At 43.5% G+C, this 21,347-nt stretch carries 19 protein-coding genes and 1 tRNA gene; 5 read left to right on the plus strand and 15 right to left on the minus strand.

The features are described from left to right. Positions 1–49: 49 nt before the first annotated feature. Entirely contained in the window at positions 50–2,101 is a 2,052-nt protein-coding gene (locus EPL05_RS15810) for a PAS domain-containing protein (RefSeq protein ID WP_128534944.1), read from the minus strand. 541 nt (positions 2,102–2,642) lie between these two features. Further along, positions 2,643–2,718, minus strand: a tRNA-Lys gene (locus EPL05_RS15815). Positions 2,719–3,026: 308 nt separating this feature from the next. Here EPL05_RS15815 and EPL05_RS15820 point away from each other — a divergent pair. Together EPL05_RS15820 and EPL05_RS15825 are read left to right on the plus strand one after the other, a co-directional pair. Continuing rightward, a complete protein-coding gene (locus EPL05_RS15820; RefSeq protein WP_243837307.1) occupies positions 3,027–4,376 on the plus strand; it encodes an MBOAT family O-acyltransferase in 1,350 nt (449 codons plus the stop codon). 124 nt (positions 4,377–4,500) lie between these two features. Continuing rightward, a complete protein-coding gene (locus EPL05_RS15825) occupies positions 4,501–5,409 on the plus strand; it encodes a hypothetical protein (protein WP_128534946.1) in 909 nt (302 codons plus the stop codon). Here the strand turns inward: EPL05_RS15825 and EPL05_RS15830 are convergent. The 4 genes from EPL05_RS15830 to pyrE all read right to left on the minus strand — a co-directional run bounded on the left by EPL05_RS15830 (position 5,406) and on the right by pyrE (position 9,425). Further along, complete coding sequence (locus EPL05_RS15830) at positions 5,406–6,221, minus strand: carboxypeptidase-like regulatory domain-containing protein (protein WP_166727727.1); 816 nt, start codon at positions 6,219–6,221, stop codon at positions 5,406–5,408. The genes EPL05_RS15825 and EPL05_RS15830 overlap by 4 nt on opposite strands. Positions 6,222–6,257: 36 nt before the next feature. Continuing rightward, positions 6,258–7,880: an ABC-F family ATP-binding cassette domain-containing protein gene (locus tag EPL05_RS15835; protein ID WP_128534948.1), complete on the minus strand. Its 1,623-nt coding sequence runs from the start codon at positions 7,878–7,880 to the stop codon at positions 6,258–6,260. A gap of 505 nt (positions 7,881–8,385) precedes the next feature. Then, positions 8,386–8,781, minus strand: coding sequence for an SRPBCC family protein (locus EPL05_RS15840; RefSeq protein WP_128534949.1), 396 nt, complete (start codon positions 8,779–8,781; stop codon positions 8,386–8,388). A gap of 2 nt (positions 8,782–8,783) precedes the next feature. Beyond that, complete coding sequence (gene pyrE / locus EPL05_RS15845) at positions 8,784–9,425, minus strand: orotate phosphoribosyltransferase (protein WP_128534950.1); 642 nt, start codon at positions 9,423–9,425, stop codon at positions 8,784–8,786. Between pyrE and EPL05_RS15850 the strand changes: the two genes are divergently transcribed. Then, positions 9,424–10,056: an NUDIX hydrolase gene (locus EPL05_RS15850; protein WP_128534951.1), complete on the plus strand. Its 633-nt coding sequence runs from the start codon at positions 9,424–9,426 to the stop codon at positions 10,054–10,056. The genes pyrE and EPL05_RS15850 overlap by 2 nt on opposite strands. Here EPL05_RS15850 and coaD read toward each other — a convergent pair. The 4 genes from coaD to nudK form a co-directional block, all read right to left on the minus strand. After that, positions 10,031–10,492 carry a pantetheine-phosphate adenylyltransferase gene (coaD, locus tag EPL05_RS15855; protein ID WP_128534952.1) on the minus strand — a complete coding sequence of 154 codons (462 nt, stop codon included), beginning with the start codon at positions 10,490–10,492 and terminating at the stop codon, positions 10,031–10,033. The two genes, EPL05_RS15850 and coaD, sit on opposite strands and share 26 nt — an antisense overlap. A 44-nt stretch (positions 10,493–10,536) precedes the next feature. After that, positions 10,537–11,547: a hypothetical protein gene (locus tag EPL05_RS15860; RefSeq protein ID WP_128534953.1), complete on the minus strand. Its 1,011-nt coding sequence runs from the start codon at positions 11,545–11,547 to the stop codon at positions 10,537–10,539. Positions 11,548–11,620: 73 nt separating this feature from the next. After that, entirely contained in the window at positions 11,621–11,995 is a 375-nt protein-coding gene (locus EPL05_RS15865; RefSeq protein WP_128534954.1) for a DUF4406 domain-containing protein, read from the minus strand. Further along, positions 11,992–12,570, minus strand: coding sequence for a GDP-mannose pyrophosphatase NudK (gene nudK, locus EPL05_RS15870; protein ID WP_128534955.1), 579 nt, complete (start codon positions 12,568–12,570; stop codon positions 11,992–11,994). The genes EPL05_RS15865 and nudK overlap by 4 nt, the downstream gene beginning before the upstream one ends. Before the next feature lie 60 nt (positions 12,571–12,630). Here nudK and EPL05_RS15875 point away from each other — a divergent pair, with 60 nt between their 5' ends. Further along, on the plus strand, positions 12,631–13,380 hold the full coding sequence (locus EPL05_RS15875) for a DeoR/GlpR family DNA-binding transcription regulator (protein WP_128534956.1): 750 nt from the start codon (positions 12,631–12,633) through the stop codon (positions 13,378–13,380). A 9-nt stretch (positions 13,381–13,389) separates the two neighbouring features. Here the strand turns inward: EPL05_RS15875 and EPL05_RS15880 are convergent, their stop codons facing one another. The 4 genes from EPL05_RS15880 to EPL05_RS15895 form a co-directional block, all read right to left on the minus strand. Beyond that, entirely contained in the window at positions 13,390–15,738 is a 2,349-nt protein-coding gene (locus EPL05_RS15880) for an alpha-L-rhamnosidase-related protein (RefSeq protein ID WP_128534957.1), read from the minus strand. A 358-nt stretch (positions 15,739–16,096) separates the two neighbouring features. Then, on the minus strand, positions 16,097–16,645 hold the full coding sequence (gene rsmD, locus EPL05_RS15885; RefSeq protein ID WP_128534958.1) for a 16S rRNA (guanine(966)-N(2))-methyltransferase RsmD: 549 nt from the start codon (positions 16,643–16,645) through the stop codon (positions 16,097–16,099). Next, positions 16,621–17,433, minus strand: coding sequence for a DUF3822 family protein (locus EPL05_RS15890; protein WP_128534959.1), 813 nt, complete (start codon positions 17,431–17,433; stop codon positions 16,621–16,623). Before EPL05_RS15890 ends, rsmD begins: the two co-directional genes overlap by 25 nt. A gap of 154 nt (positions 17,434–17,587) precedes the next feature. Then, positions 17,588–18,067 carry a hypothetical protein gene (locus EPL05_RS15895; RefSeq protein WP_128534960.1) on the minus strand — a complete coding sequence of 160 codons (480 nt, stop codon included), beginning with the start codon at positions 18,065–18,067 and terminating at the stop codon, positions 17,588–17,590. Between the two features lie 439 nt (positions 18,068–18,506). Here EPL05_RS15895 and EPL05_RS15900 point away from each other — a divergent pair, with 439 nt between their 5' ends. Next, positions 18,507–19,922, plus strand: a complete 1,416-nt coding sequence (locus EPL05_RS15900; protein WP_128534961.1) for an ATP-dependent DNA helicase — start codon at positions 18,507–18,509, stop codon at positions 19,920–19,922. Positions 19,923–19,995: 73 nt separating this feature from the next. Here the strand turns inward: EPL05_RS15900 and EPL05_RS15905 are convergent, their stop codons facing one another. Then, positions 19,996–21,327 carry a sensor histidine kinase gene (locus tag EPL05_RS15905; protein WP_128534962.1) on the minus strand — a complete coding sequence of 444 codons (1,332 nt, stop codon included), beginning with the start codon at positions 21,325–21,327 and terminating at the stop codon, positions 19,996–19,998. Between the last annotated feature and the right edge of the window lie 20 nt (positions 21,328–21,347).

The following is a 21,347-nucleotide window of genomic DNA, read 5'->3' on the forward strand; positions in this document are numbered from 1 at the left end:
AAGAATGAAATTGCACCAGGTGTACGTGTGTTTTAAAAAGAATTTATTTTCAATTAAATAAAGAATTCCTTTCATCAATTAACGAAGAGATGTCAATATTAAGCGCTGTATTTCCCCGTTTTTCTTGATAAACACGATTCAACTCCAGGATAAATTTGTTCATTTCGTCTGAGATCAGGTGCAGTTTTTCCGAAAGCTCCTTAATTTCCTCCTCACTAAATTCATTATCAGAAATTAGCGCGGTTATGCCCATCATAGAAGCGATAGGCCGGCGAATAACGTGCGCAATATCAAAAATGATTTGCTCAATAGATACGATGTAGTCTACAAGCGGGGTAATATCGCTTATAGCTCCATACCATAACACCTTTCCATTCTTGCTTTTTTCTGATACGGCCTGCATCCAGCGCCAACTTACATGGTTATTTATAACTACCCGGTATTGAAAACTAATTATTGTCCCCGTAAGCCAGGCAGTTCTCATCGCATCATCAAATTTAACCTTATCGTCCTCGTGCACTATTTCCCTTATTTTAGTAGGGTCTGTGGCCGGGTTCTCCGGATTGTGCGAATGGTTCAATCTATCCGTTCCACGGTTGCAAAAGATGATGTTGGTTTGCCCGCTCTCCTCAATTTCAAACATATACGTATCCCCCGGAACCTGGCTGGTGATCTTTTTTATCAACTGTTCACTTTCCCTGATTTTTTCCTCTGCTTTTATCCGTTCAGAAATATCGGTATGGGTACCCAGGCTTACATTGGTTATATTTCCATTCTTGTCGTGCAGCCTCCTCGCACGCGACCAAATCCAAACCCAGTCGCCGTTTTGATGGCGCATCCGAAAAAAACTTTCGTATAACTCCGTTGTGCCGCCCATTAAAAAATCATCGAAGATCTTCACTGCACCTTCGCGGTCATCCGGATGGAGCCGCTCCACCCAGGACATACCCTGTGTATCCTCCCAAACGCCATCGGGCCTGTCCATGCCAAGCATCGCGAAATATTGCGCGCTGTACCATACCCGTTGTGTATCAAGGTCGTATTCCCACGCGCCGGTATTTGAAACCGCAATAATGGATTTATAGCGTTCCTCACTTGCCCTTAGTTTCTCCAGGGCTTCTTTCTTCCGTGTAATATCTCGGTTGATGGACATATACTGGTATACATTGCCTTCCTCATTCAAAAACGGCACAATGGTGGTATCTACCCAGTACAAGGAGCCATCCTTTGCCTTATTACAAAATTCTCCCCTGTAAAACTTCCCTTGGTGCATGGCATTTCCTAACTCTGTGAAGTATTCAGTTGGGTGGTAACCCGACCAGAGAACGCTATGCTGTTTGCCTAATAATTCTTCGGGGCTGTATTTACTAATTTTACAAAAATTCTCGTTCACAAACATAAAGGAGCCGTCCACATCAGAGATGGCTACGATAGAAGAAATATCTAAGGCGTACTTATAATCTTTCAATTCTTTTTCCCGCTCCCTAAGATCATGCACCTTCTGGTCCTTTACCGTTTCCGCTTCCTTCCGCTTTATAATTTGGCGTTGCAAGGTAATTAAGCTGGTGCGCAGGTGATTAATGGCGTAATATTGCAAGACAAGGACGGTACCAAAAGGAATAATGGCGCTAAACCAGCGGCTGATAGGATCATGTACTACTGTAGCGGCCGGCAAATGACCGGTTACCTCCAGGTAGGCCAGTACGAAGTCTGTAGCTATGGTTAACAGGCCAATGATCAACCCACCTCTGCGGCCAAGTAAAAACCCGGCGGTAAGTACCACACTCATCTGCGATAGAATGCCCGGCGCAAAGATCCCGCCGGCGGAGTAACAGGGAATAGTAATGTATAGCCACAGCATGACAGTTAGCGACCAACTTGCAGTGCGGGTGCGCCCAAAATGGTTCAGGGTAAGGTTAAAGGCGGCTATAAAAAGGGTGATACTCATTAGTAACACCCATCGCGACCACAATTGAGGGAAATAAAAGAACTCTATAAAAACAATCAATCCGGTTACCATCAACCAGATAATGGCCAACGCGTAAACCATATAGCTTTGATAGTTCTTTTCTTTGTCGGGTGCCAGGAAGATGTTGTTCATAAAAGCGATTTAGGTGAACCAGGAGCATCCGGAGGAAGGGGTGTATCTCGCGGTAAGCTACCTCATAAATAAATGTACGCAACTTATTAAAAAAATTAATAACGAAGCGTTAAATAATTTAACAGGCAGGTACCGAATAGCTCAGTGTCTCCGCTCATCAGGATGGCAATTATCCCGTTTGAAAATAATTTCTCATATTAATTCCATGTCACGCAACACCTCTGACGGGTTATGCTATTAGTTACGCGTCAGGTAGACGATACAAAACGTTTATAGTCAGTCGCTTACACCTGGTGTTCCACAAAACGTGTTTCAGGGTATTTTAGCCGATAAAACTTATTTTCAATAAATACCTACAATATAGTTAGTTATGATGATTATTTAAATAACCGGGATGTTCCAAAGTGTTTCACAGGAAACTGTAATAGGCTGAAAATCAACACTTTTTTTAAAATAACTGTTCCGCATTTAAAAGTGGAACATCTGCAAAAAAAAAGCATTAAAAAAGCCTTCCAACGTAGGTTGAAAGGCTTTTTTAATTTGGTGACCTGGGAGAGGATCGAACTCTCGACCCACTGATTAAGAGTCAGTTGCTCTACCGGCTGAGCTACCAAGTCGTTTTTTAACGGGCTGCAAATATACAGCTTTATCTCATCTAAAAACAGATTTTTGGTAATACATTAAAACAGTGGCGTAACGTGCTCCACAAACCCTTAGTTTTGCCGAAATTTTATATATTCGGAGCACCGTAAAAACTAACGTATACATATTGATGCCAACCTTTTGCAATAACGGCAATAAATAACCAATGATCTTCAGTTCCGTTCCCTTCGCCTTTTTTTTCACGATAGTTACAAGCTTATATTTCGCTATTCCATATAAATATCGCTGGGCCTGGTTATTGGCCTGTAGTTGCTATTTCTACATGGCATTTATCCCGGTATATATATTAATCCTTTTCTTCACCATTATTATCGACTATATATCCGGTATTTTAATTGAGCGGCAGACCGGCAAAAAACGGCGATGGCTTTTAATAGTTAGCCTGGTTGCAAACATAGGCATATTGGCTATATTTAAATACTACAACTTTTTTATAGATAGCCTAAATAATTTGCTGCTTTATAACCACCAGGCCACTGCGTTTCAAAAGCTGGCAATTGTACTCCCCATCGGGCTATCGTTCCACACTTTCCAGGCCATGAGTTATACCATTGAGGTTTATCGGGGCAATCAAAAGGCCGAGCGACATTTTGGTATATATGCGCTATATGTAATGTTTTACCCACAGCTTGTGGCAGGGCCCATAGAGCGCCCTCAAAATTTGCTGCACCAGTTTTATGAAAAACACGATATCGATTATAAACGAATAACAGATGGCTTAAAACTAATGGCCTGGGGCCTTTTTAAAAAAGTAGTAATAGCCGATAGGCTGGCCATTTTAGTTGACAATGTTTATGATAATCCGCTTAACCACCATGGGCTCAGTTTTATCATTGCTACGGTTTTTTTCTCCTTCCAGATATTTTGCGATTTTTCCGGCTATTCTGATATGGCTATAGGCATGGCCCGGGTAATAGGATTTAAATTGATGAAAAATTTTAATAGCCCTTATCATGCTAAAAGCGTACAGGAGTTTTGGGGGCGATGGCACATATCGTTATCAACTTGGTTTAAAGATTACTTGTATATTCCACTCGGAGGCAGGCGGGTGACTGTTCCGCGCTGGTACTTAAACCTGTTTATTGTGTTTTTAATAAGCGGCCTGTGGCATGGGGCCAATTGGACGTTTATTGCCTGGGGGGCACTGCACGGCTTTTACATCATATCCGGGCACATGGTGGCTCCAATTATTACACGTTTTAATAGTTTGGTTGGCATAAAATGGCCCAGGTGGCTCTCCGGGTTTATCAAAACTTTAACAACATTTACGCTGGTTAGCTTTGCATGGATATTCTTCAGGGCCCGGTCAATAGCTGAAGCTTTGCATGTCATTAAAAGCATATTTACCGAAACCTATACCGATGTGTATCATTTGCTTCATCACAAACCTGGCAACTCTAACCTCGGGTTAATAGGAGAAGAGTTATGGCTGGCCACCCTGGGCATACTGCTATTGGAGTTTGTTCATATCGCTCAACAGAAGTATAATATATATAAATTAGTTAACGAGAGGCCTGCGTATATGCGATGGGGTTTATACTACGCATTCCTGTTAATTCTCTTATTTTTCAATGTTTCGGGCAATAAGGCTTTCATTTATTTCCAGTTTTAATATGATACGCTTAATAAAGAAAATAGCCCTGTTTTTATTACCCCTTTTTATAATCAGCACCTGCTACTTACTTACCGACCCGTATAAAACGATTTATTCATATACGTACTATACTTCGTCTTACATGTTGCTTTCAAGAGGAAATGTTTCTACTATGGTTTTTCTGAAAAATCGGGACAGATACCATTACGATTCATTTATTTTTGGCAGTTCGCGTGCTACAGCATTTACCGCGAAAGAATGGTCTAAGTACCTTCCAGCTAAAAGCCAACCTTTTTCATTTGAAGCATGGAACGAAAACCTCTCATGCATCTACAAACGGCTTAAGTTATTGGATTCGTTAAACGTGCCAATAAAAAACACCCTGATAATACTCGATGTTGACCGTGCATTTGAATACTTTGGAGACATTACAGCCGACCACTACCTGATTAGGAACGATTCGAAATTTGAATACTACAAAAAGGACTATCTTTATTATGTAAAAACTCCCCATTTATTTATCAGCAGTGTGGATTATGCCATTTTTAAAAAGCAGCGCAGTTACATGAACGGTTTTGTTGGTATGAAAAATACTGATATCGACCCTATAAATAACGATTGGTTCCCGTTATCTGAGCAGGAGATACAACATGATACGGCGGCTTATTATAAAGACACGGAATGGAAATTTTATAAACGCCCAATTGTGCAGCAATATTCTTATGGACAACTTAACGCCAAGCAAATAAGCTATCTCATGAAAATTGCTGCCTTATTTCGCAAACACCACACGAATTACAAGATAGTTATAAGCCCTTTGTATAGCCAGAAACAGCTAAGCAAGCAAGATCTTCGTTTTATGAAAACAATTTTTAAAGCGGATAATGTTCACGACTACTCGGGCATCAATGCGATAACTAACAATCAGTTTAACTACTGTAATGATGTTATACATTATCGCAAAAAAGTAGGTAATATAATAATGAGGGAGTTATACAATAAAAGTGGCGAGGCATCGCCGTTTAAAGGTCAAATTGCTTTATTCAATTAATAATCTGCCAGCACATTAAACCCAACACCGGCAATTCCTTCTTTTTCCCATTCTGCCTGGCTGGTTTCGCGCGAGATCACGGCGCTGCTAAGCAGGCTTGCCGAAAACATAATACCGTGCCCGCGAGCGTTTATTATCCACTCCAGGCTCACAAAAAACTTATCATCTACCACTATAAAATAGGGTTCGAGGTCTACGGTGATTTTTTTGTCGCCCTTTTTTACGTTGACAAAAATACTTTGCAGTTGCAGGGGCTTATCGGGCAGCCCGCCTTTTACCGTATAAAAGTTGAGGCGAAGCTTTACCGAATCGGACACATCGCCGGCTATTGAAGCGTTGAATTGCTTAAGATAAGTTGGCGCACGCTTTATTTTAATGATCGCGCCGATCTCGTTACCCAACTTATTGCTGGTGAACCCGGCGTTAGTGGATTGCGAATGCGTGGTATTACCCAATACAACCTGTTTCCATTTGTGGTTGGTAACGCGCACCTCTTTTATTTCGCGCAGGTCGGGCTGCAGGTTAGTAGTTTTATAAGTGCTGTAGCCTTTTATGAGATCGGCAATTAAAAACGATTGCGGGCGATAGCCGACCATCGAAATACGCAAGCTATCAGCATCATGGCCGGTTAACGCAATACTATATTTACCGTCTGTATCAGAAACGGTACCCGTCGCCTTGCCAATAATGCCCACATTAACGTAGGGCAGTAACTGGTTGGTTTTCGCATCTTTTACAATGCCTTCAAATAGCTGTGCGTTTGCAAAAAAACTAAACGAAGAAAACAAGCAAACAAAAAATAAATACTTCATACCTGCAAGTCGGATAAAAACAGCCATTAGTTATGCCTATACGTACATTTCTTCGCGTTGTTTCTGTACCACATCGCTGTTAATATACTCGTCGTAAGTCATTAGCTTATCAATTACGCCGCCCGGTGTTAACTCTATAACTCGGTTAGCAACGGTTTCTACCAACTCATGATCCCTTGAGGTAAATAGGATAGTGCCACGAAAGTCTTTTAAGCCATTATTAAGCGCTGTGATCGATTCCAGGTCGAGGTGATTGGTTGGTTCATCAAACAACAAAAGATTGGCTTGTTGCAGCATCATGCGGCTAAACATGCAACGCATCTTCTCGCCACCCGAGAGCACGTTGCTTTTCTTCAATACTTCCTCGCCGCTAAACAGCATCCGTCCTAAAAATCCGCGGATAAACTGGTCATCCTTTTCACCGGGCGAGTATTCGCGCAACCAGTCGATCAGGTTCATATCCTTGCCCTTAAAGTATTCGGCGTTGTCAATAGGGATATCGGCAGCGTTAATGGTAACGCCCCATTTAAAGGTGCCTTTGTAATCGGTATCGCGGCCGGTTAAAATATCGTACAAGGCCGATGTAGCCAAACTGTTGTTGGAAAGGATGGCAATTTTATCGCCTTTGTTCACCAACAGGTTTATATTAGAGAACAGCAATTCGCCGTTGAGGCTTTTGCTTAGTTTCTCAACTTGCAATATCTGGTCGCCTGCCTCACGGCCAAGGTTATTGAAGATGATGCCCGGATACTTACGGTTTGATGGCTGTATCTCATCCAGATTTATCTTATCCAAAGCCTTTTTGCGGCTGGTAGCTTGTTTTGATTTTGACGCGTTGGCGCTAAAACGACGGATAAATTCCTGCAGTTCTTTTACGCGGTCTTCGGTCTTCTTATTCTGGTCGCTGCGTTGTTTCAGCGCCAGTTGGCTCGATTCGTACCAAAAGGTATAGTTACCGGTATAGATGGTCATTTTAGAGAAGTCGATATCCACCACGTGGGTACAAACGGTATCCAGAAAGTGCCTGTCGTGCGATACTACCAAAACAATGGCCTCGTAAGATGCCAGGAAATCTTCCAGCCAGGTAACGGTGTGGATATCCAAATCGTTGGTTGGCTCATCCAGCAGCAAAATATCGGGTTTACCAAACAAAGCCTGCGCTAATAACACACGCACTTTTTGGGTGTTATCCAAATCTTTAACCAGTTGATAGTGAAATTGCTCTTTAATGCCCAAATTGCTTAGCAGGGTAGCGGCATTGCTTTCGGCGTTCCAGCCATCCATTTCTGCAAAAAGATTTTCCAGTTCGCCGGCGCGTTCGCCGTCGGCATCGGTAAAATCCTCTTTCATGTAAATGGCGTCTTTTTCCTTCATTACGGCGTACATCTCTTTGTGCCCCATCATAACGGTTTCCAAAACAGTATACTCATCAAAAGCATAGTGGTTTTGACTCAGCACGGCCATACGTTCACCGGGCGTAAAACTCACCGAACCGCTGGATGGATCGATCTCTTTTGATAATATTTTTAAAAAGGTTGACTTACCCGCGCCGTTTGCGCCGATTATACCATAACAGTTGCCCTGTGTAAACTTAAGATTGACGTCTTCGAACAGCGTGCGTTTGCCATAACGAAGGGATAGATTAGAAACCGTGATCATTGCACTTATAATTTCCGCAAAAATACGGTTAAATACTTAATTTATTAGCATGAAAATACGTAGTGTATTGCTAACATGAAGGGATTTTAAACGGTGTGAATAGTACACTTTTAATTTCCGTAAAAATTTGGCTAAAAATCCTCGCATTTAGCATCAAATTCAGCTGTAGATTGCTAAGAAAAAAGTTTTTTAAGGTTCCGGCTGAAATTCCCCAAAAAGTGATATTTTGTGTGTAACTTATTACACAAATTACTCTTGATATTGAAAACTAAATGTATTTTTAGTCCGTTATTAAACACATAAACCAATCTACCTTTTTGGAACAACCTTTGACTTGTAATTTTAAGAGTGTACTTAATTTAAACCGATTTTATTTAAAAGTTATGGGATCTGTAATTATCTGTTTAGTTGTCATCAACATTGTGATGGCCTTGCGCAACAATCACGAACGAGAAGTATATTAATCTTATATAATACACTTTGTGCCCCCAAGCAAGCCCAAAGATCAGCTGAAAATCTCAGTTAGTCTTTGGGTTTCGTTTTCTGTAAGCTTTTGTAACGGGCCAGATGCCATCATCTTCATCAGCATATTTAAGTTTGCTGTTATAGTGAAGGTGGCTTCAGTATCGGTGCCGCTCTCGGCAAGCAGCCATTTCAATTCCATATCGAACGGTGGTTTTTCGGCAGGAATGATGATTATTTCGCGGTTGGTTATGCGGTTGTGTATCTTGAGGCTTAGCTTGGTGATGTTTTGGATCTCAAAACTCGCTAAATCAGCGTCAGATGTCCAGCCGATAACATTTTCTGGCATTAGTTTCCCGTGATTGCTCATATCTGCCAGGAACGCATATACTTCGCTTACGGGCTTTTTTAGGAGTACTTTGCTTTCAAATACGCTCATGTTTATTGTCCCCAGGTTGAAGGTTCTTCGCGCCATTTTTTTAGTACCGCTATATCGCTTTCAGAAATGTATTGTTTTTCTTCGGCGTATTTCAGCAAGGCACTGTAATTAGACAGCGTTACAAACGGGCATTTAGCATTTTTAAAATTCTCTTCAGCCAGGTCAAAACCATAGCTGAATATGGCGGCAAGGCCGGCAACATTATAACCTGCATCTCGAAGGGCGGCAACGGCCTGTAAACTGCTTTTACCTGTAGAGATAAGGTCCTCTATTACCACAACGCGTTTATCGGTTGATATTTCGCCCTCTATTAAACTACCGGTACCATGTTCTTTTGCTTTAGCGCGAACATAGATAAACGGCAAGCCTAATTCCTGCGCTACCAATGCACCCTGGGGAATCCCAGCGGTGGCAACACCGGCTATACAGCCCACGGCGCCAAATTTCTCTTGGATTACAGATGATAACTGCTGCCTGATATAGGTACGGATAGTTGGGAAAGAAAGGGTAATGCGGTTATCGCAGTAAATTGGCGATTTCCATCCAGAGGCCCATGTAAAAGGATTATTAGGTTGTAATTTTATTGCTTTAATTTGCAGCAGGAACTCGGCAACCTGCTGTTCGGTCTCACTATTGGTAAACATGGCTCAAAAATACAGAATTTATATTAACGAAAAAGTGATTTTGCTAACCGCTGAGGCGCCTGAGCAAACGGAAAAATTTCAACAGATTGATGCTGAGCATTTTGATCTGAAATTAATTTACCCATGGGTAGATAATCATCCCGGAGATTACTTTTACGTGCTAACGGATGACCCCAAAGATTTTCTTAAAAAAGCGACTAAAACCGTTAAGCTGGTTGAGGCAGCAGGCGGTTTGGTGCAGCATGAAGACGGCACCCATTTGTTCATCTATCGGAACGAAAAATGGGACCTGCCAAAAGGTAAAATAGAAAAAGGTGAGAAAACCAAAGTTGCCGCTGTGCGCGAGGTAGAAGAGGAATGCGGTATAAAAGTAACCAAGCTGGAAGACAAGATCTGCAAAACATACCACATGTACCAATGGAAAGGCAACACGGTGTTAAAGAAAACGCACTGGTATTTAATGAAACATAAAGGTAAAGCTAAACTGGTACCACAGATAGAAGAGGGCATCACCGCCGTGCGCTTTTTTAACCGCGAACAGGTGGCTGCCATTATTAGCAATACCTTTCCATCTATTATGGATGTATTAGAGAAAGCGGAGCTGATTAAAGAAAGGGAAGTGCCTCTTTAGGCATAAACTGGGTAACATCGCCATTGTAGCGGATAATTTCGCGCACGATGCTGGAGCTGATGGACGAGTAACCCGGCTTGCTCACAATAAAAATACTTTCTATTTCGGGCTCCAGGGCGTGGTTCATCTGGGCTATGGCTTTTTCGTATTCAAAATCGCTTACGGTACGTATGCCGCGGATCATATAATCGGCACCGATGCTTTTACAAAAATTGACGGTAAGGCCTTCGTACGCTATAACATGGATGCGCTCATCATGCGCGAAAACGGCCCGTAGCATATCTTCGCGCTTGCCCACGCTAAGCAGGCCCTGTTTATTGGTATTTACACCGATACCGATGTAAAGTTTATCAAACAGGCTTACACTTCTTTTTACAATATCTACGTGGGCCTTTGTAACAGGATCGAACGAACCGGGGAAGAGCGCAATTTTCATAAGCGGGATTTACGCAGGCAAATATAAGCGATACTTTATTACCCTTATTTTAATTTTTCTATGAAGCCATAATGCTTTGCCGGGGTTTTGCCATCGGGTATTTGGTTAAAGGCCTGGTAAACTACATACGCTTTATCTTCGTCAATTCCTTTAAATGTGTCGCCAATAACTTTCTGTATCGCATTGTTCTCTACTTTCAGGGCAACTGTATCGGCAAGGTTTATAGCCGATTGGTATTTAATGATGGGGTATACGCCTTTGTACTGGTCTTCACCCAAAAACTGCGGACTGATAGCAAAAACCTTTGGCGCAGTTTTCACCCGCGTTAGGCTTACCGGGAATTTATATTTGGTGTTGGCCTCGTCAAGCATTTTGTTATAGAAGGCTTGCATTTGGGTTTCCACTTTATAGGTAAGGTATTTATCGCCGGGCGCCCTTAACTCGGCCGCCATAAACATCGTATTGGCCGCATCAATTATGCTGCCCTTATCATAAAGCTTTAATGCCTCAGCGTAATAATCGGGTGCGGCTTTGCCGAGGATGGTATACTCACCAACATGCAGGATGTTTATCTTCCAGCCATCGTCATACTTACCATAAATAGCCAGTATCATACAGTTTACCGAAAGGTCTTTGGGTGCCAGCAGTGATGCATACATCTCCTTATTTAAGGCTGTATAGGTAAGTGTGTAATCGTTATTGTTACCCTTATTGGATGGCAGCACGACATTGATACCCGTAGTAGTATTTTTTGTGTAATACTCATCTATAACATCATAATCCGCAGCCTGGAATGACTCGCCTACAGCACTAATAATGGTATCAATTTTTGCGCCCGTTTGTGCAAGCAGCGCGGGCGACATTAGTTGTTTCCCGGAAGCTGCATCCTTAGCCATGAAGGCTTGGAAAAGTTTTTTGTTCAGCGCGTGGATCTCGGTGCGTACGCTCTCGTCTATATGGTCGTTAGCCCAGGTTCGGTTGCCGCCGAGATGGCAGCTTTGACAAAAGATACAGGTTATAAAGGTAAATAAAATGAGGGCAAAGCTTTTTTTCATTGCTGAGTTAGATGTGTTACAATAAAGAAATGAAAAAAACAGTTGCGATGCTAATCTTTTTACATAAATGGTATCAAACCTCTGTCGCGTTCAAAATATCATCCAGCTTATAATATACCTTTAGTCCCAAATCTTCCGCAAACTTCACATCGCCATCGGCGCCTTTTGATTCGCCTTCTATCCTTAAAATTGCATCGCAGCGGGTAATTAAACGGCGGGCGATGGGATAGGAGATCTCCTCGTAAATTTCATCACCGGCATACTTGCAGCCTGCTTGGTTTAGTAAGGGCAATGCAAACCACTCGCCAATGATAGGAATATGCCCGGCACGGAATAAGGGCAGCGCGACTTCTTCCATGCGTTGTAAATTTTGCGCCATCAGGGTGGGGTCGTCATTTGTGCCGGAGCGATAGGGGCCTGCGATAAGGATGGTTAAGGATTTTTTCATGGAAGTAAATTATTGATCTGTGCGTATTGTAAAAGCATTATGGTCTTGGCATCGCGGATCTCCCCGGTTTTGATTATGGCCAAAGCATCCGCAAAGGGGAGTTCCATCACCTCAATGTTCTCGTGCTCATCAGCGGCGCCACCACCATCGTTAACCTTCATCCCGCTGGCGTATTCTGCAACAAAAAAGTACAATATCTCGGTAACCGAACCGGGCGACATATACACTTCAAATACCTTTTGTACCGATGATAGTTTGTACCCGGTCTCCTCTTCCGTTTCCCGCCTGATGCATTCCTCTGGGTTATCATCATCCAGTAAACCCGCGCAGCACTCTATCATCATACCACCCTCATTTCCATTAATATAAGTAGGTATCCTAAACTGTTTGGTGAGTATTACGGTGCCTTGTACAGGGTTGTAAAGCAAGATGGTTGCACCGTTGCCGCGGTCGTACGCCTCCCGTACCTGGGTAATGGTGGTGCCATCATTTTGCGTGGCCTCAAAGGTGAGCTTCCTGAGCGTGTACCAGTTATCGGAAAGTATTTCGTTTTTAAGTATATTGATATTTTTCATCTATAAATTGAACAATAATGATTGATATTGATTATATTTGAACAAATAAGGCAAAATAAAATGAACTTTCAAAAAAGGAAGCAAAAAATATTGGCAGGGCTTGAAAAACAGGGGGAGGTAGATATAAAAAAACTGGCTACAGAGCTGGCCGTCTCAGAGATCACCGTCCGGCGCGACCTGAACCAACTGGCTGCCGACGGGCTGCTTTACCGTACACACGGTGGAGCTGTTAAGGTAAATCCAAACGAAAAGCCGCACACCTTTGCCAACAAAACCGCGCAGAACGCGGCAGTAAAAGATGCCATTTGCCGTGTAGCCGCAGCGCAGATACAGGATGGAGATATCATTTTTATGGATTGCGGCAGCACTGTTTTTCGCTTGTGCCAGTTCATTAAAAACAAGAAGATAAAGGTGATAACAAACTCATTACCTGTAATCTATGAGCTACAGGAGAGCGCTGTGAGTCTCAATATTATAGGAGGGGAGCTTGATGGCGACCGGCAAGCCATACACGGCACAACCGCCAACGAGCACATTGCCAGATACAGAGCCACTAAAGCGTTTTTAGGGGTGGATGGGATTTCTGTTAACGGCCTTTTTGCCAACAGCGAAAAAGAGGCGGGTATTACCACCGCCTTTGCTACCCAAAGTGCCTATACCTATATGCTGTGCGACTCGGCTAAGATAGGCAAGGAAACCTATCTTAACTTTGCTGCGCTCGATCTGATCAACGCCATAATAACCAACGCCCCACAGGAAAAACTGGCCGGATTTGAAGAGCAGGGAATTACGATATTCCACGCAAAGTGATCTTATCGATCAAATAACAAACGCGTTGTTCCCTGCTTTCAATGCATACTGTTTTGCCTTCCAAACCAGGATACCTGTGGTGGCTTTTGGCAGACTGATGTTGATCTTCCATTTACCGTTTTCCAATTTATAACCGGCGGCAACCTTACCATTGGGATGCGGGATATCACCGCTGATATTGGTGAGCGTTCCCAAATGTGGTTCTATCTTAACTTTACTAAAACCCGGCGCATCGCTGTCTATCCCCAATACTGTCCTGAAAAATTCGATATTAGGACTTGCACCCCAGGCATGGCAATCTGATCTTGAGGTGTTAACATCAGAATATTCGGCCCAGGTAGTAAGGCCCATGGCCATATTTTCGCGGTAGATGCCCAGCCAATTCATGTAATCGTTACCCAAACCGGCCTTCACCAACGCCTGATTGAGGTAATACTTGAAGTAAACCGAGCATTGGGTTAAGCTGGTATCTTTCAATAAGCCATTTGCCACGACTTGCATGGTAGTGCCGCTAACCATACCGGTGAGTATAGCCAATGAGTTGGCATGCTGCGAGTAAGCCCTTTTACCTATGTTATCGGCATATAAGTTTTTAGCAGCAACCCAATATTTGCGCTGTATGGTAGCCTTTAATTGTGTAGCTTTTTGGTTGTATAGTTTGGCATAATCGGCCAGGCCAATTTTTGCTTCCATGTCTGCCGCCCATTGGTATGCTAACAGTAACTGCAGATCGTAAATGGCAGCACTGCCATCCTTGCCGTTTATACCGCCGGCCATATTGCCCGCCCAGTCCACAAAGGCCCAATACGGGGTGTCTTTTAGCGAACCATCGGCTTGCTGATACTTGCTGAAAAAATCCAGCACGCCACGTTCGCCGAGGAGTTTGTTCCTGATGAACTCGTTATCGCCGCGGTACATCCAGTAATCGTGCAGCATCCCAATATACCATAACGAGAACGGCGAGATCACCTGGGTGCCGCGCGATGGGTAGCAGCTGGCGGTAACGCCTTCGGGTAAGCGCGAATGATCCATCTGGTTGAGGGCGTTCCGTGCCAGCCGGTCGTCGCTGGTGTTGTAGTACGATACCATGGCTTGTATGCGGGTATCGCCAATGTATTGCAGCTGCTCGTAATATGGGCAGTCGGTATACGTTTCCCAGGCATTGAGCCTGGCCGTAAGCCAGCCGATATCCAGCATTTTGGTCATTTCGGTATTGTCGGTATTCAACACGGCGGTGCGTTTAAAGGGATAGCCCGTAAAAGTGCCGTAGAGGTCATCAATAACCAACGGCTCATCCTTGGTTCTAACAATGAGCCTGATGTACCGGTACGTACGAAAGTTCAACGTAGTGAACGATTGCCCCGCACTACCGTCTGCGGTAAGGCTGTCTATCCTCGCCACAAAATCTTTTCCATCCACATCATTGCGGTTACCTTTAATAACGCCGTTACTGCCTTTTTTGTAGAGCGATTCCGCATAGCCGAGAGAGATCCCGGCATCTTTACCGCCGCTAAAGTTTAAGGTAACGTAAGCATTTGTTAAAAAGGTTTGGTCGAGTATTAAGGTTGCGAGGGTGTTTGCCGGAATAGTCACAGGTGCTTTTTCCGCGGGAAAGGCAGCCGGAGCATTTATACCAACCGCACGGCGCACTTTAACAAGGCGCTGGTAAACCATATCCCGCGCCGGGAGCGACGAGGGCACCAACGCCCATTCTATTCCCCATGCGGTTCCCTTGGCTCTTCCATCGACCAGTTTAGAGGTGCATGGCCATGCGGTGTCATCAAACGAAGTAGCTGTCCAGTCGCCTTTAACTGCCCTGTTCAAATCTACCATCTCGCCTTTGCTGGCGGCAAAAAAGTACCCGGGCACGGGCTGATGGCCTATATCACGGATGCCTTTCCAGGTATCATTCGTATTAAGTATTTCCTCCGCTGGTGAATTTCCTTGCAAAATAAAGCCTGTACGCACGCTGATCTGCGCCGCCGGACTATAATTAGCCTCGTTCCAAACCAGCGCCGCTATGGTGTTTTTTCCCGCCGAGAGATAAGGGGCGAGGTCTACCGTTTCATAGTTCCAGTAATAAGTATCGCCGCGTGCAGGGCCCAGCGAAACCAGCTTACCGTTCACATACAACTTATAGCGGTTATCTGCCGATACGTGCACAATGAATGAACCCGGCTTGGAAGCCAGTTCAATATTCTTCCTGAAATAGAAAACGCCGTAGCTGGTACCGTTATCGCCCTGCGCGGCTATCCAGTAAGCGTGCCACTGTTTAGGGGCAACGGGTGTACCGACTGTTTGTGCAGCAGCGAATTGAACCGAAAAAGCGAATAATAGTAATGTAAAAAAGGCTCTCATGGAGATTATGAATTGGATTGACAATAATAAGAAAAGATTTGATAAATCGATTTAGCAAAATGAAAATATTTTTTAGTCTGAAACAAAATTCATTGTATTAGGTCGTTTTCAGAATAATACGTCTATATAATTTCCGAGAAATGATCGCTTAAACCTTTACACTGATTTTGGCTAAAGCCAACTTTATGTATTACACAATCCGTCCCCTAAAGAGGACGGCAATAAATGTAGAAATAAACTTTTTTTAAATCATTGCCGTTCGGCTTTATCCAACGTTTGAATAAAGGCCAAAGAATTGGCTTTAGCCGAAAATTAGCTTTCCTGAAATGCATAGAAAAGCGTTCTGTTTTCTAAAATTCTAATTCTCCGCTTCCGTTACCCTAAAAAACGAAAAAGAAGAATGCCCGTACTTACGTTGCTCTACAAAAGCAGGGTGGTTGCTCAGGTTTTGCATAGATTGGTGTTCTACAATAAGCAAACCATCTGGTTTCAGCAGGTTTTTGGCGAAAACTATTTTGGGGATCTCGGGGATCTTATTGAGGTCATAAGGCGGATCGGCAAATATGAGGTCGTATTGCTCAGTTTCCATATCGAGGTACTTAAACACGTCGGCTTTAAAGGTTTGCACTTGCGTTAAGCCATGCTGGCGGGTGGTATCCTTCAAGTAAAAAACGCATTGCTGGCTACGGTCTACACTGGTTACCTGCGCGGCACCGCGCGAGGCAAATTCCATGGAGATGTTCCCCGTGCCGCTAAAAAGGTCGAGCACGGTGATATCTTCAAACTCAATCTGATTGAGCAGGATGTTGAAGAGCGCCTCCTTGGCCATATCGGTAGTTGGGCGTACGGGCAGATTCTTTGGTGGATTAAGCCGCAGTCCCTTTAGTTTTCCTCCGATGATGCGCATAGCGATAAAGCAGCAAGGCTGAGTATTTTATGTGGAACAACCTGCTCGGGCAGTACAAGTACTTTGGTATCGTTTATTTTAACCTTGCCAAAAAACTCTGCCAAATAGGTAAAACTTTTATCAGAAGCATTTACGTCACCGCTCAGCACCAGCGTGAGGCTCTCGGGACTCATGCCCAGTTCATCGGCGACAAAAGCGGCGAAATAAGCCAGCTCTTCGTGATTTTTATAGGAGAACAGGTTGTAAAAACGCAGCTTATTGTAGGTGAAATTTAGTATCTCTACCGTGCCGTTCTCAATATTGAGGTAAAGATCCGTACTGGTAGGGTAGTTGTTGGCAACGGCGGTTATCCAGCCTTTTGCACGGTATACGATGGTTTCGTTCTCAAACACCCCCTGTGCGGCAGACGCGGTTTGGTCAACCTTATAAATAATGGTATTTTTGCTATCCAGGGGCTGCGCGTAAACACGGTCGGTTTCGGCAACATCCAGCAGGCGGGCAATGTTGGCGGCATACTCGTTATCAAACAGTGCCTCCGGCATCAGGGTAAAAGCACCGGATGTTAAGCCGGTAATAACCTGTTTGTAGTTGGCCGTTAAAATCTCCTCCAATTCCTGTGGGTTAGCTAATTCGCCAAGCGGGCAATTTTCGGCCCAGGCCAAAAGCTTCTTTTTATGGGCAATAGCGTAACTAAAGCTATGCGGATCAACTTGTAATAACAAATTGTAGTTAGCGGCCTCGCTAAGGCTCAATTGCTCGTCGGTGTATTTATAGTTATGCTCGCTCATGCAGGTTTAACAAAAGTAATATTTTTTCGCAGTACTTAAATAGGATAGTTTTGGGAGAATTTTGCGAGAATCAACTTGTAGTTATAAAATCTAATGGGCTTTGGAAGGGTAATTCATTGCCATGTTATCTTCATCTTTAAAGTACGTCGGGGGCTTAGGTACCATCAGGGTGAATCTTTTTATGCTCACGTTCAATGTAATCATCGTGTCGCATTTTAGCCAAAAATTTCACTTTTGCTTTTTCGACACTATCTGTAAATTTGGTGGGTAAAAGTGATCTTAAATCTTGACCCTTACTATTTAATATCTTAAAAGTCCTACCTGAATCCTGAACAAAAGTTTTTGATGGTTGTGTCTTATAAGCATTTACTAAAATATCATTAACGAGTTTTTTCCAGATAAATTTATCCGCAGCCTGCGTAAATGCTACACTATCATTTATAAATTGCAATGTATCAATATCTTTTTCCCCAGCCATAGCCGAATCCAGATTTAGTTGAATCTTATCATCAATATATAATTTATAAGAATATAATTTTTGATTTTTGATTTTGGGTTTCTCTCCATTACATCCGCATATCATTAAAAGGACAACAGAAGCAATCGAGGATATAAGAATGTTTACGTGGTTCATTCTGCCAATATAAATAAAGCCCCTCATCTTTCATAAGGGGCCCAATGTCACATCAACTTCTTAATTAGCTTACCTAAACCACCATGTGGTCTATCAGATATTTGAGTTAATGCAGATGCGGCAACCGATTTGATCTCATTCCAAAGTTGAGAAGTCATTACCTAAGGCATGTTCATTGTAAGTAAATTAGAAGCTTTTCTTGCCACTAATCCTGATGTAAATTCAGATAAATTCATGTTAAAATATGCAGTTTTTATTATAACTACATACAAATTTACACAATAAAAGAACGTGTTTTTGTTACGTTAATTAGTGTAAAAATTCACCATTAAAAGCTTTCAGAAAAATATTTTCCTCTTTAAAAGTAGTTTTAAATTTGGATTCCAGATAATATTTTTTCGCAGTACTTAATTAAGATACTTATCAGCATTTTTGCCCCGTGCCCGCATCAGAACAAATATCCGCATCCTTCCCGCATCAGCCTAATGCCCAGCAGGCCGAACTGTTTGGCAAGCTGCACCGCTTTCTGTTAAGCGATGATGGCAACGAGTGCTTTATCCTGCGTGGCTACGCCGGTACGGGTAAAACAACCGTGGTGGGGGCACTGGTGAATTCATTAAGGGCTTATGAATATAAGTCGGTACTGTTGGCACCCACGGGCCGGGCCGCCAAGGTGATCACCAATTACAGCGGGCGGAAGGCTTTTACCATCCATAAGCGCATCTATCGAAAAAAATCTGCAGTGAATATGGATGAGGCCTTTAAACTGAACGACAACCTGCAAACCAATACGCTTTTTATTGTAGATGAGGCCTCCATGATCTCTGATGAAGGCGGCAGCTTTAGCGGCTCCACCTTATTGCAGGACCTGGTAAGCTACGTGTACAACGGCCGTAACTGTAAACTGATGCTGGTTGGCGATACCGCGCAGCTGCCGCCCGTTGGATCGATAGATAGCCCGGCGCTGGATGCTAAACTGATGAAGGATAAATTTATTATGGCTATACACAGTTACGAACTGACCGATGTATTACGCCAGCAGCGGGAGTCAGGTATCTTATACAACGTAACCGAAGTGCGCGATATCATCCGCCGCGAGGAAGAGGAATATCCGCAAATTGTTACCGATGGCTTTAAAGACGTGATCCGAATGACCGGCGCCGACCTGGAAGAAGAGTTAAGCACCGCTTATCACAAATATGGTTATGATGGTACGCTTATCATTTGCCGCAGTAACAAAAACGCCAATCAATATAACATGCAGATCCGCAACCGTATTTTAATGCGGGAGGAAGAACTCACCGGCGGCGACCAACTGATGGTCGTCCGTAACAACTACTTTTGGCTGCAAACCGAGGAGGAGGGCAGTACCGCCTTCATCGCCAATGGCGATATAGTGAAATTGCGCAAGGTGCGCCGCATGGAAGAAATGTACGGTTTTCGCTTCGCGGATGTGCAGCTGGAGTTTATTGATTATGCCGACGACCCGGTTTTGGATTGCAAGATCCTGATAGATACACTGTACTCGGAAGCACCGGCCTTGACGCCCGATAACCAAAAACGCCTGTACCTGGAGGTGATGAAAGATTATGAGCACATTCACAACAAACGCGAAAAACACGAACAATTAAAGCTAAACCCATATTACAACGCCCTACAGGTGAAATTCGCGTACGCCATCACCTGCCACAAAGCCCAGGGTGGCCAATGGGAAGCCGTTTTTGTAGACCAGGGCTACCTCACCGAAGAAATGGTAAACACCGATTTCCTCCGCTGGTTCTACACCGCCTGCACCCGAGCAACCGAAAAATTGTATTTGGTGAATTTTAACGAGAAGTTCTTTTTTGGTTCATAGTCGATGGTTGATAGATCATAGTGAGCACGGTAATTCGTCTATGAACCATGAACTATCATCTATGAACTAAAACCTACTCCACCTGCGGCAATTCTATCGTAAACATACTGCCTTGGCCTTCTATGCTTTGCACGTATATTTTGCCGTTGTGGCTCTCTACTATCTGCTTCACAATGCTGAGCCCGATGCCGGTAGATTGCTCGCCGTTTAAGCCGGTACGACCCGCGCCGCTGAAACGGTCGAAAATTTTAGGCAGCATTTCTTTGGGGATGCCTAAGCCGTGGTCAATTACTTTGATAATAACGCGTTCTTTTATCCTGTTGAGATGGATCTCCACCTTATCGTTCTCCTTAGAAAATTTAAGCGCGTTGCTCATCAGGTTATCAATCACCCTCGGGAATTTCTCGTGGTTGATCATCACGTGAACGGCCTTAATGTCGCTCATAAGCACTACGTTATTTTTACATTTTTGATGTATGTGCCAGATGTTTACAATCCCTTGCAGCATTTGGTTAAGTTCGGTACGGCGGGTATCAAAATCGGCTTCACCATCGTTGCGCGCGGCTTCCAGCAGGTCGTCAATAATGGTACGTGCCTTCACGCAGCTTTCGCGCATCATGTTCAGGTTATCCTGGGTGTCTTCATCTATATCCTCCAGTTCCATCATCATCGCCAGCGATTCTACCGCGGCAATAGGGTTACGCAGATCGTGCGCTACGGTTCCCAATACCTGGTTTTTAAAGATATTAGCTTTTTCAATAACTGTATTCTTCTCGCGGATCTCAACGATCTGCAGGTAGTAGCTCGCCTTGTAGGAGAAGAAGTAACGCGACGTTAAAAAGAAGCCCGCCGCCAATATCATGGATATCATCTGGTTATAGGTCATCTCGGTAGCATCGGCCTGCGCGTGGAAAAGTAGTATGGTAAACAACAGCTCAATACTCATCAGCAACACCACTGTCTCATAATACTCAAACACAAAAAGTACGCTCACCATACTTAATGCCAGCAGGTAAAGGGTAAGTGCGTTGCTTGGGTCGGCAGTGGCAATAAAGCTGGAGTACATGCCGCAGATAATAATATAAAGCGAAAACGAGAATACAAACAATGCCATTACGGCCGTACCTTTTTTGGTTGCCTGGAAAGTGTTGATGAGCAGGTGGCTGGCGAGGTAAAAGAAGGGGGTAACAATAATATAGATCCAGTTGGTAAAGCTAAATTCGGGGAAGTTTTGCGCCTTAGTTAAGCTTTCCGGGAAAATGTGATAAAGAACCCTAAGGATAAGGTTCAGGATCAGGAAAATAAAGCTTGCGGTACGCACCCCCAGCAAATTCTGGTACGTATAATAATTGCGATAAGCATTAGCATACCTGGCCGGTAATTTAGAAAAAAAGTGAGTATCCAAGGTTTAATTAGTAAGGGTTC

The sequence above is a fragment of the Mucilaginibacter gilvus genome, assembly GCF_004054195.1.
GTDB classification, from domain to species: Bacteria; Bacteroidota; Bacteroidia; order Sphingobacteriales; family Sphingobacteriaceae; genus Mucilaginibacter; species Mucilaginibacter gilvus.

Bases quoted from the DNA above. Each gene is read 5' to 3' on its own strand.
- EPL05_RS15810 (WP_128534944.1), bottom strand. From the start codon at position 2,101: ATGAACAACATCTTCCTGGCACCCGACAAAGAAAAGAACTATCAAAGC.
- EPL05_RS15820 (WP_243837307.1), top strand. From the start codon at position 3,027: ATGGCATTTATCCCGGTATATATATTAATCCTTTTCTTCACCATTATT.
- EPL05_RS15825 (WP_128534946.1), top strand. From the start codon at position 4,501: ATGTTGCTTTCAAGAGGAAATGTTTCTACTATGGTTTTTCTGAAAAAT.
- EPL05_RS15830 (WP_166727727.1), bottom strand. From the start codon at position 6,221: ATGAAGTATTTATTTTTTGTTTGCTTGTTTTCTTCGTTTAGTTTTTTT.
- EPL05_RS15835 (WP_128534948.1), bottom strand. From the start codon at position 7,880: ATGATCACGGTTTCTAATCTATCCCTTCGTTATGGCAAACGCACGCTG.
- EPL05_RS15840 (WP_128534949.1), bottom strand. From the start codon at position 8,781: ATGAGCGTATTTGAAAGCAAAGTACTCCTAAAAAAGCCCGTAAGCGAA.
- EPL05_RS15850 (WP_128534951.1), top strand. From the start codon at position 9,424: ATGGCTCAAAAATACAGAATTTATATTAACGAAAAAGTGATTTTGCTA.
- pyrE (WP_128534950.1), bottom strand. From the start codon at position 9,425: ATGTTTACCAATAGTGAGACCGAACAGCAGGTTGCCGAGTTCCTGCTG.
- coaD (WP_128534952.1), bottom strand. From the start codon at position 10,492: ATGAAAATTGCGCTCTTCCCCGGTTCGTTCGATCCTGTTACAAAGGCC.
- EPL05_RS15860 (WP_128534953.1), bottom strand. From the start codon at position 11,547: ATGAAAAAAAGCTTTGCCCTCATTTTATTTACCTTTATAACCTGTATC.
- EPL05_RS15865 (WP_128534954.1), bottom strand. From the start codon at position 11,995: ATGAAAAAATCCTTAACCATCCTTATCGCAGGCCCCTATCGCTCCGGC.
- nudK (WP_128534955.1), bottom strand. From the start codon at position 12,570: ATGAAAAATATCAATATACTTAAAAACGAAATACTTTCCGATAACTGG.
- EPL05_RS15875 (WP_128534956.1), top strand. From the start codon at position 12,631: ATGAACTTTCAAAAAAGGAAGCAAAAAATATTGGCAGGGCTTGAAAAA.
- EPL05_RS15880 (WP_128534957.1), bottom strand. From the start codon at position 15,738: ATGAGAGCCTTTTTTACATTACTATTATTCGCTTTTTCGGTTCAATTC.
- rsmD (WP_128534958.1), bottom strand. From the start codon at position 16,645: ATGCGCATCATCGGAGGAAAACTAAAGGGACTGCGGCTTAATCCACCA.
- EPL05_RS15890 (WP_128534959.1), bottom strand. From the start codon at position 17,433: ATGAGCGAGCATAACTATAAATACACCGACGAGCAATTGAGCCTTAGC.
- EPL05_RS15895 (WP_128534960.1), bottom strand. From the start codon at position 18,067: ATGAACCACGTAAACATTCTTATATCCTCGATTGCTTCTGTTGTCCTT.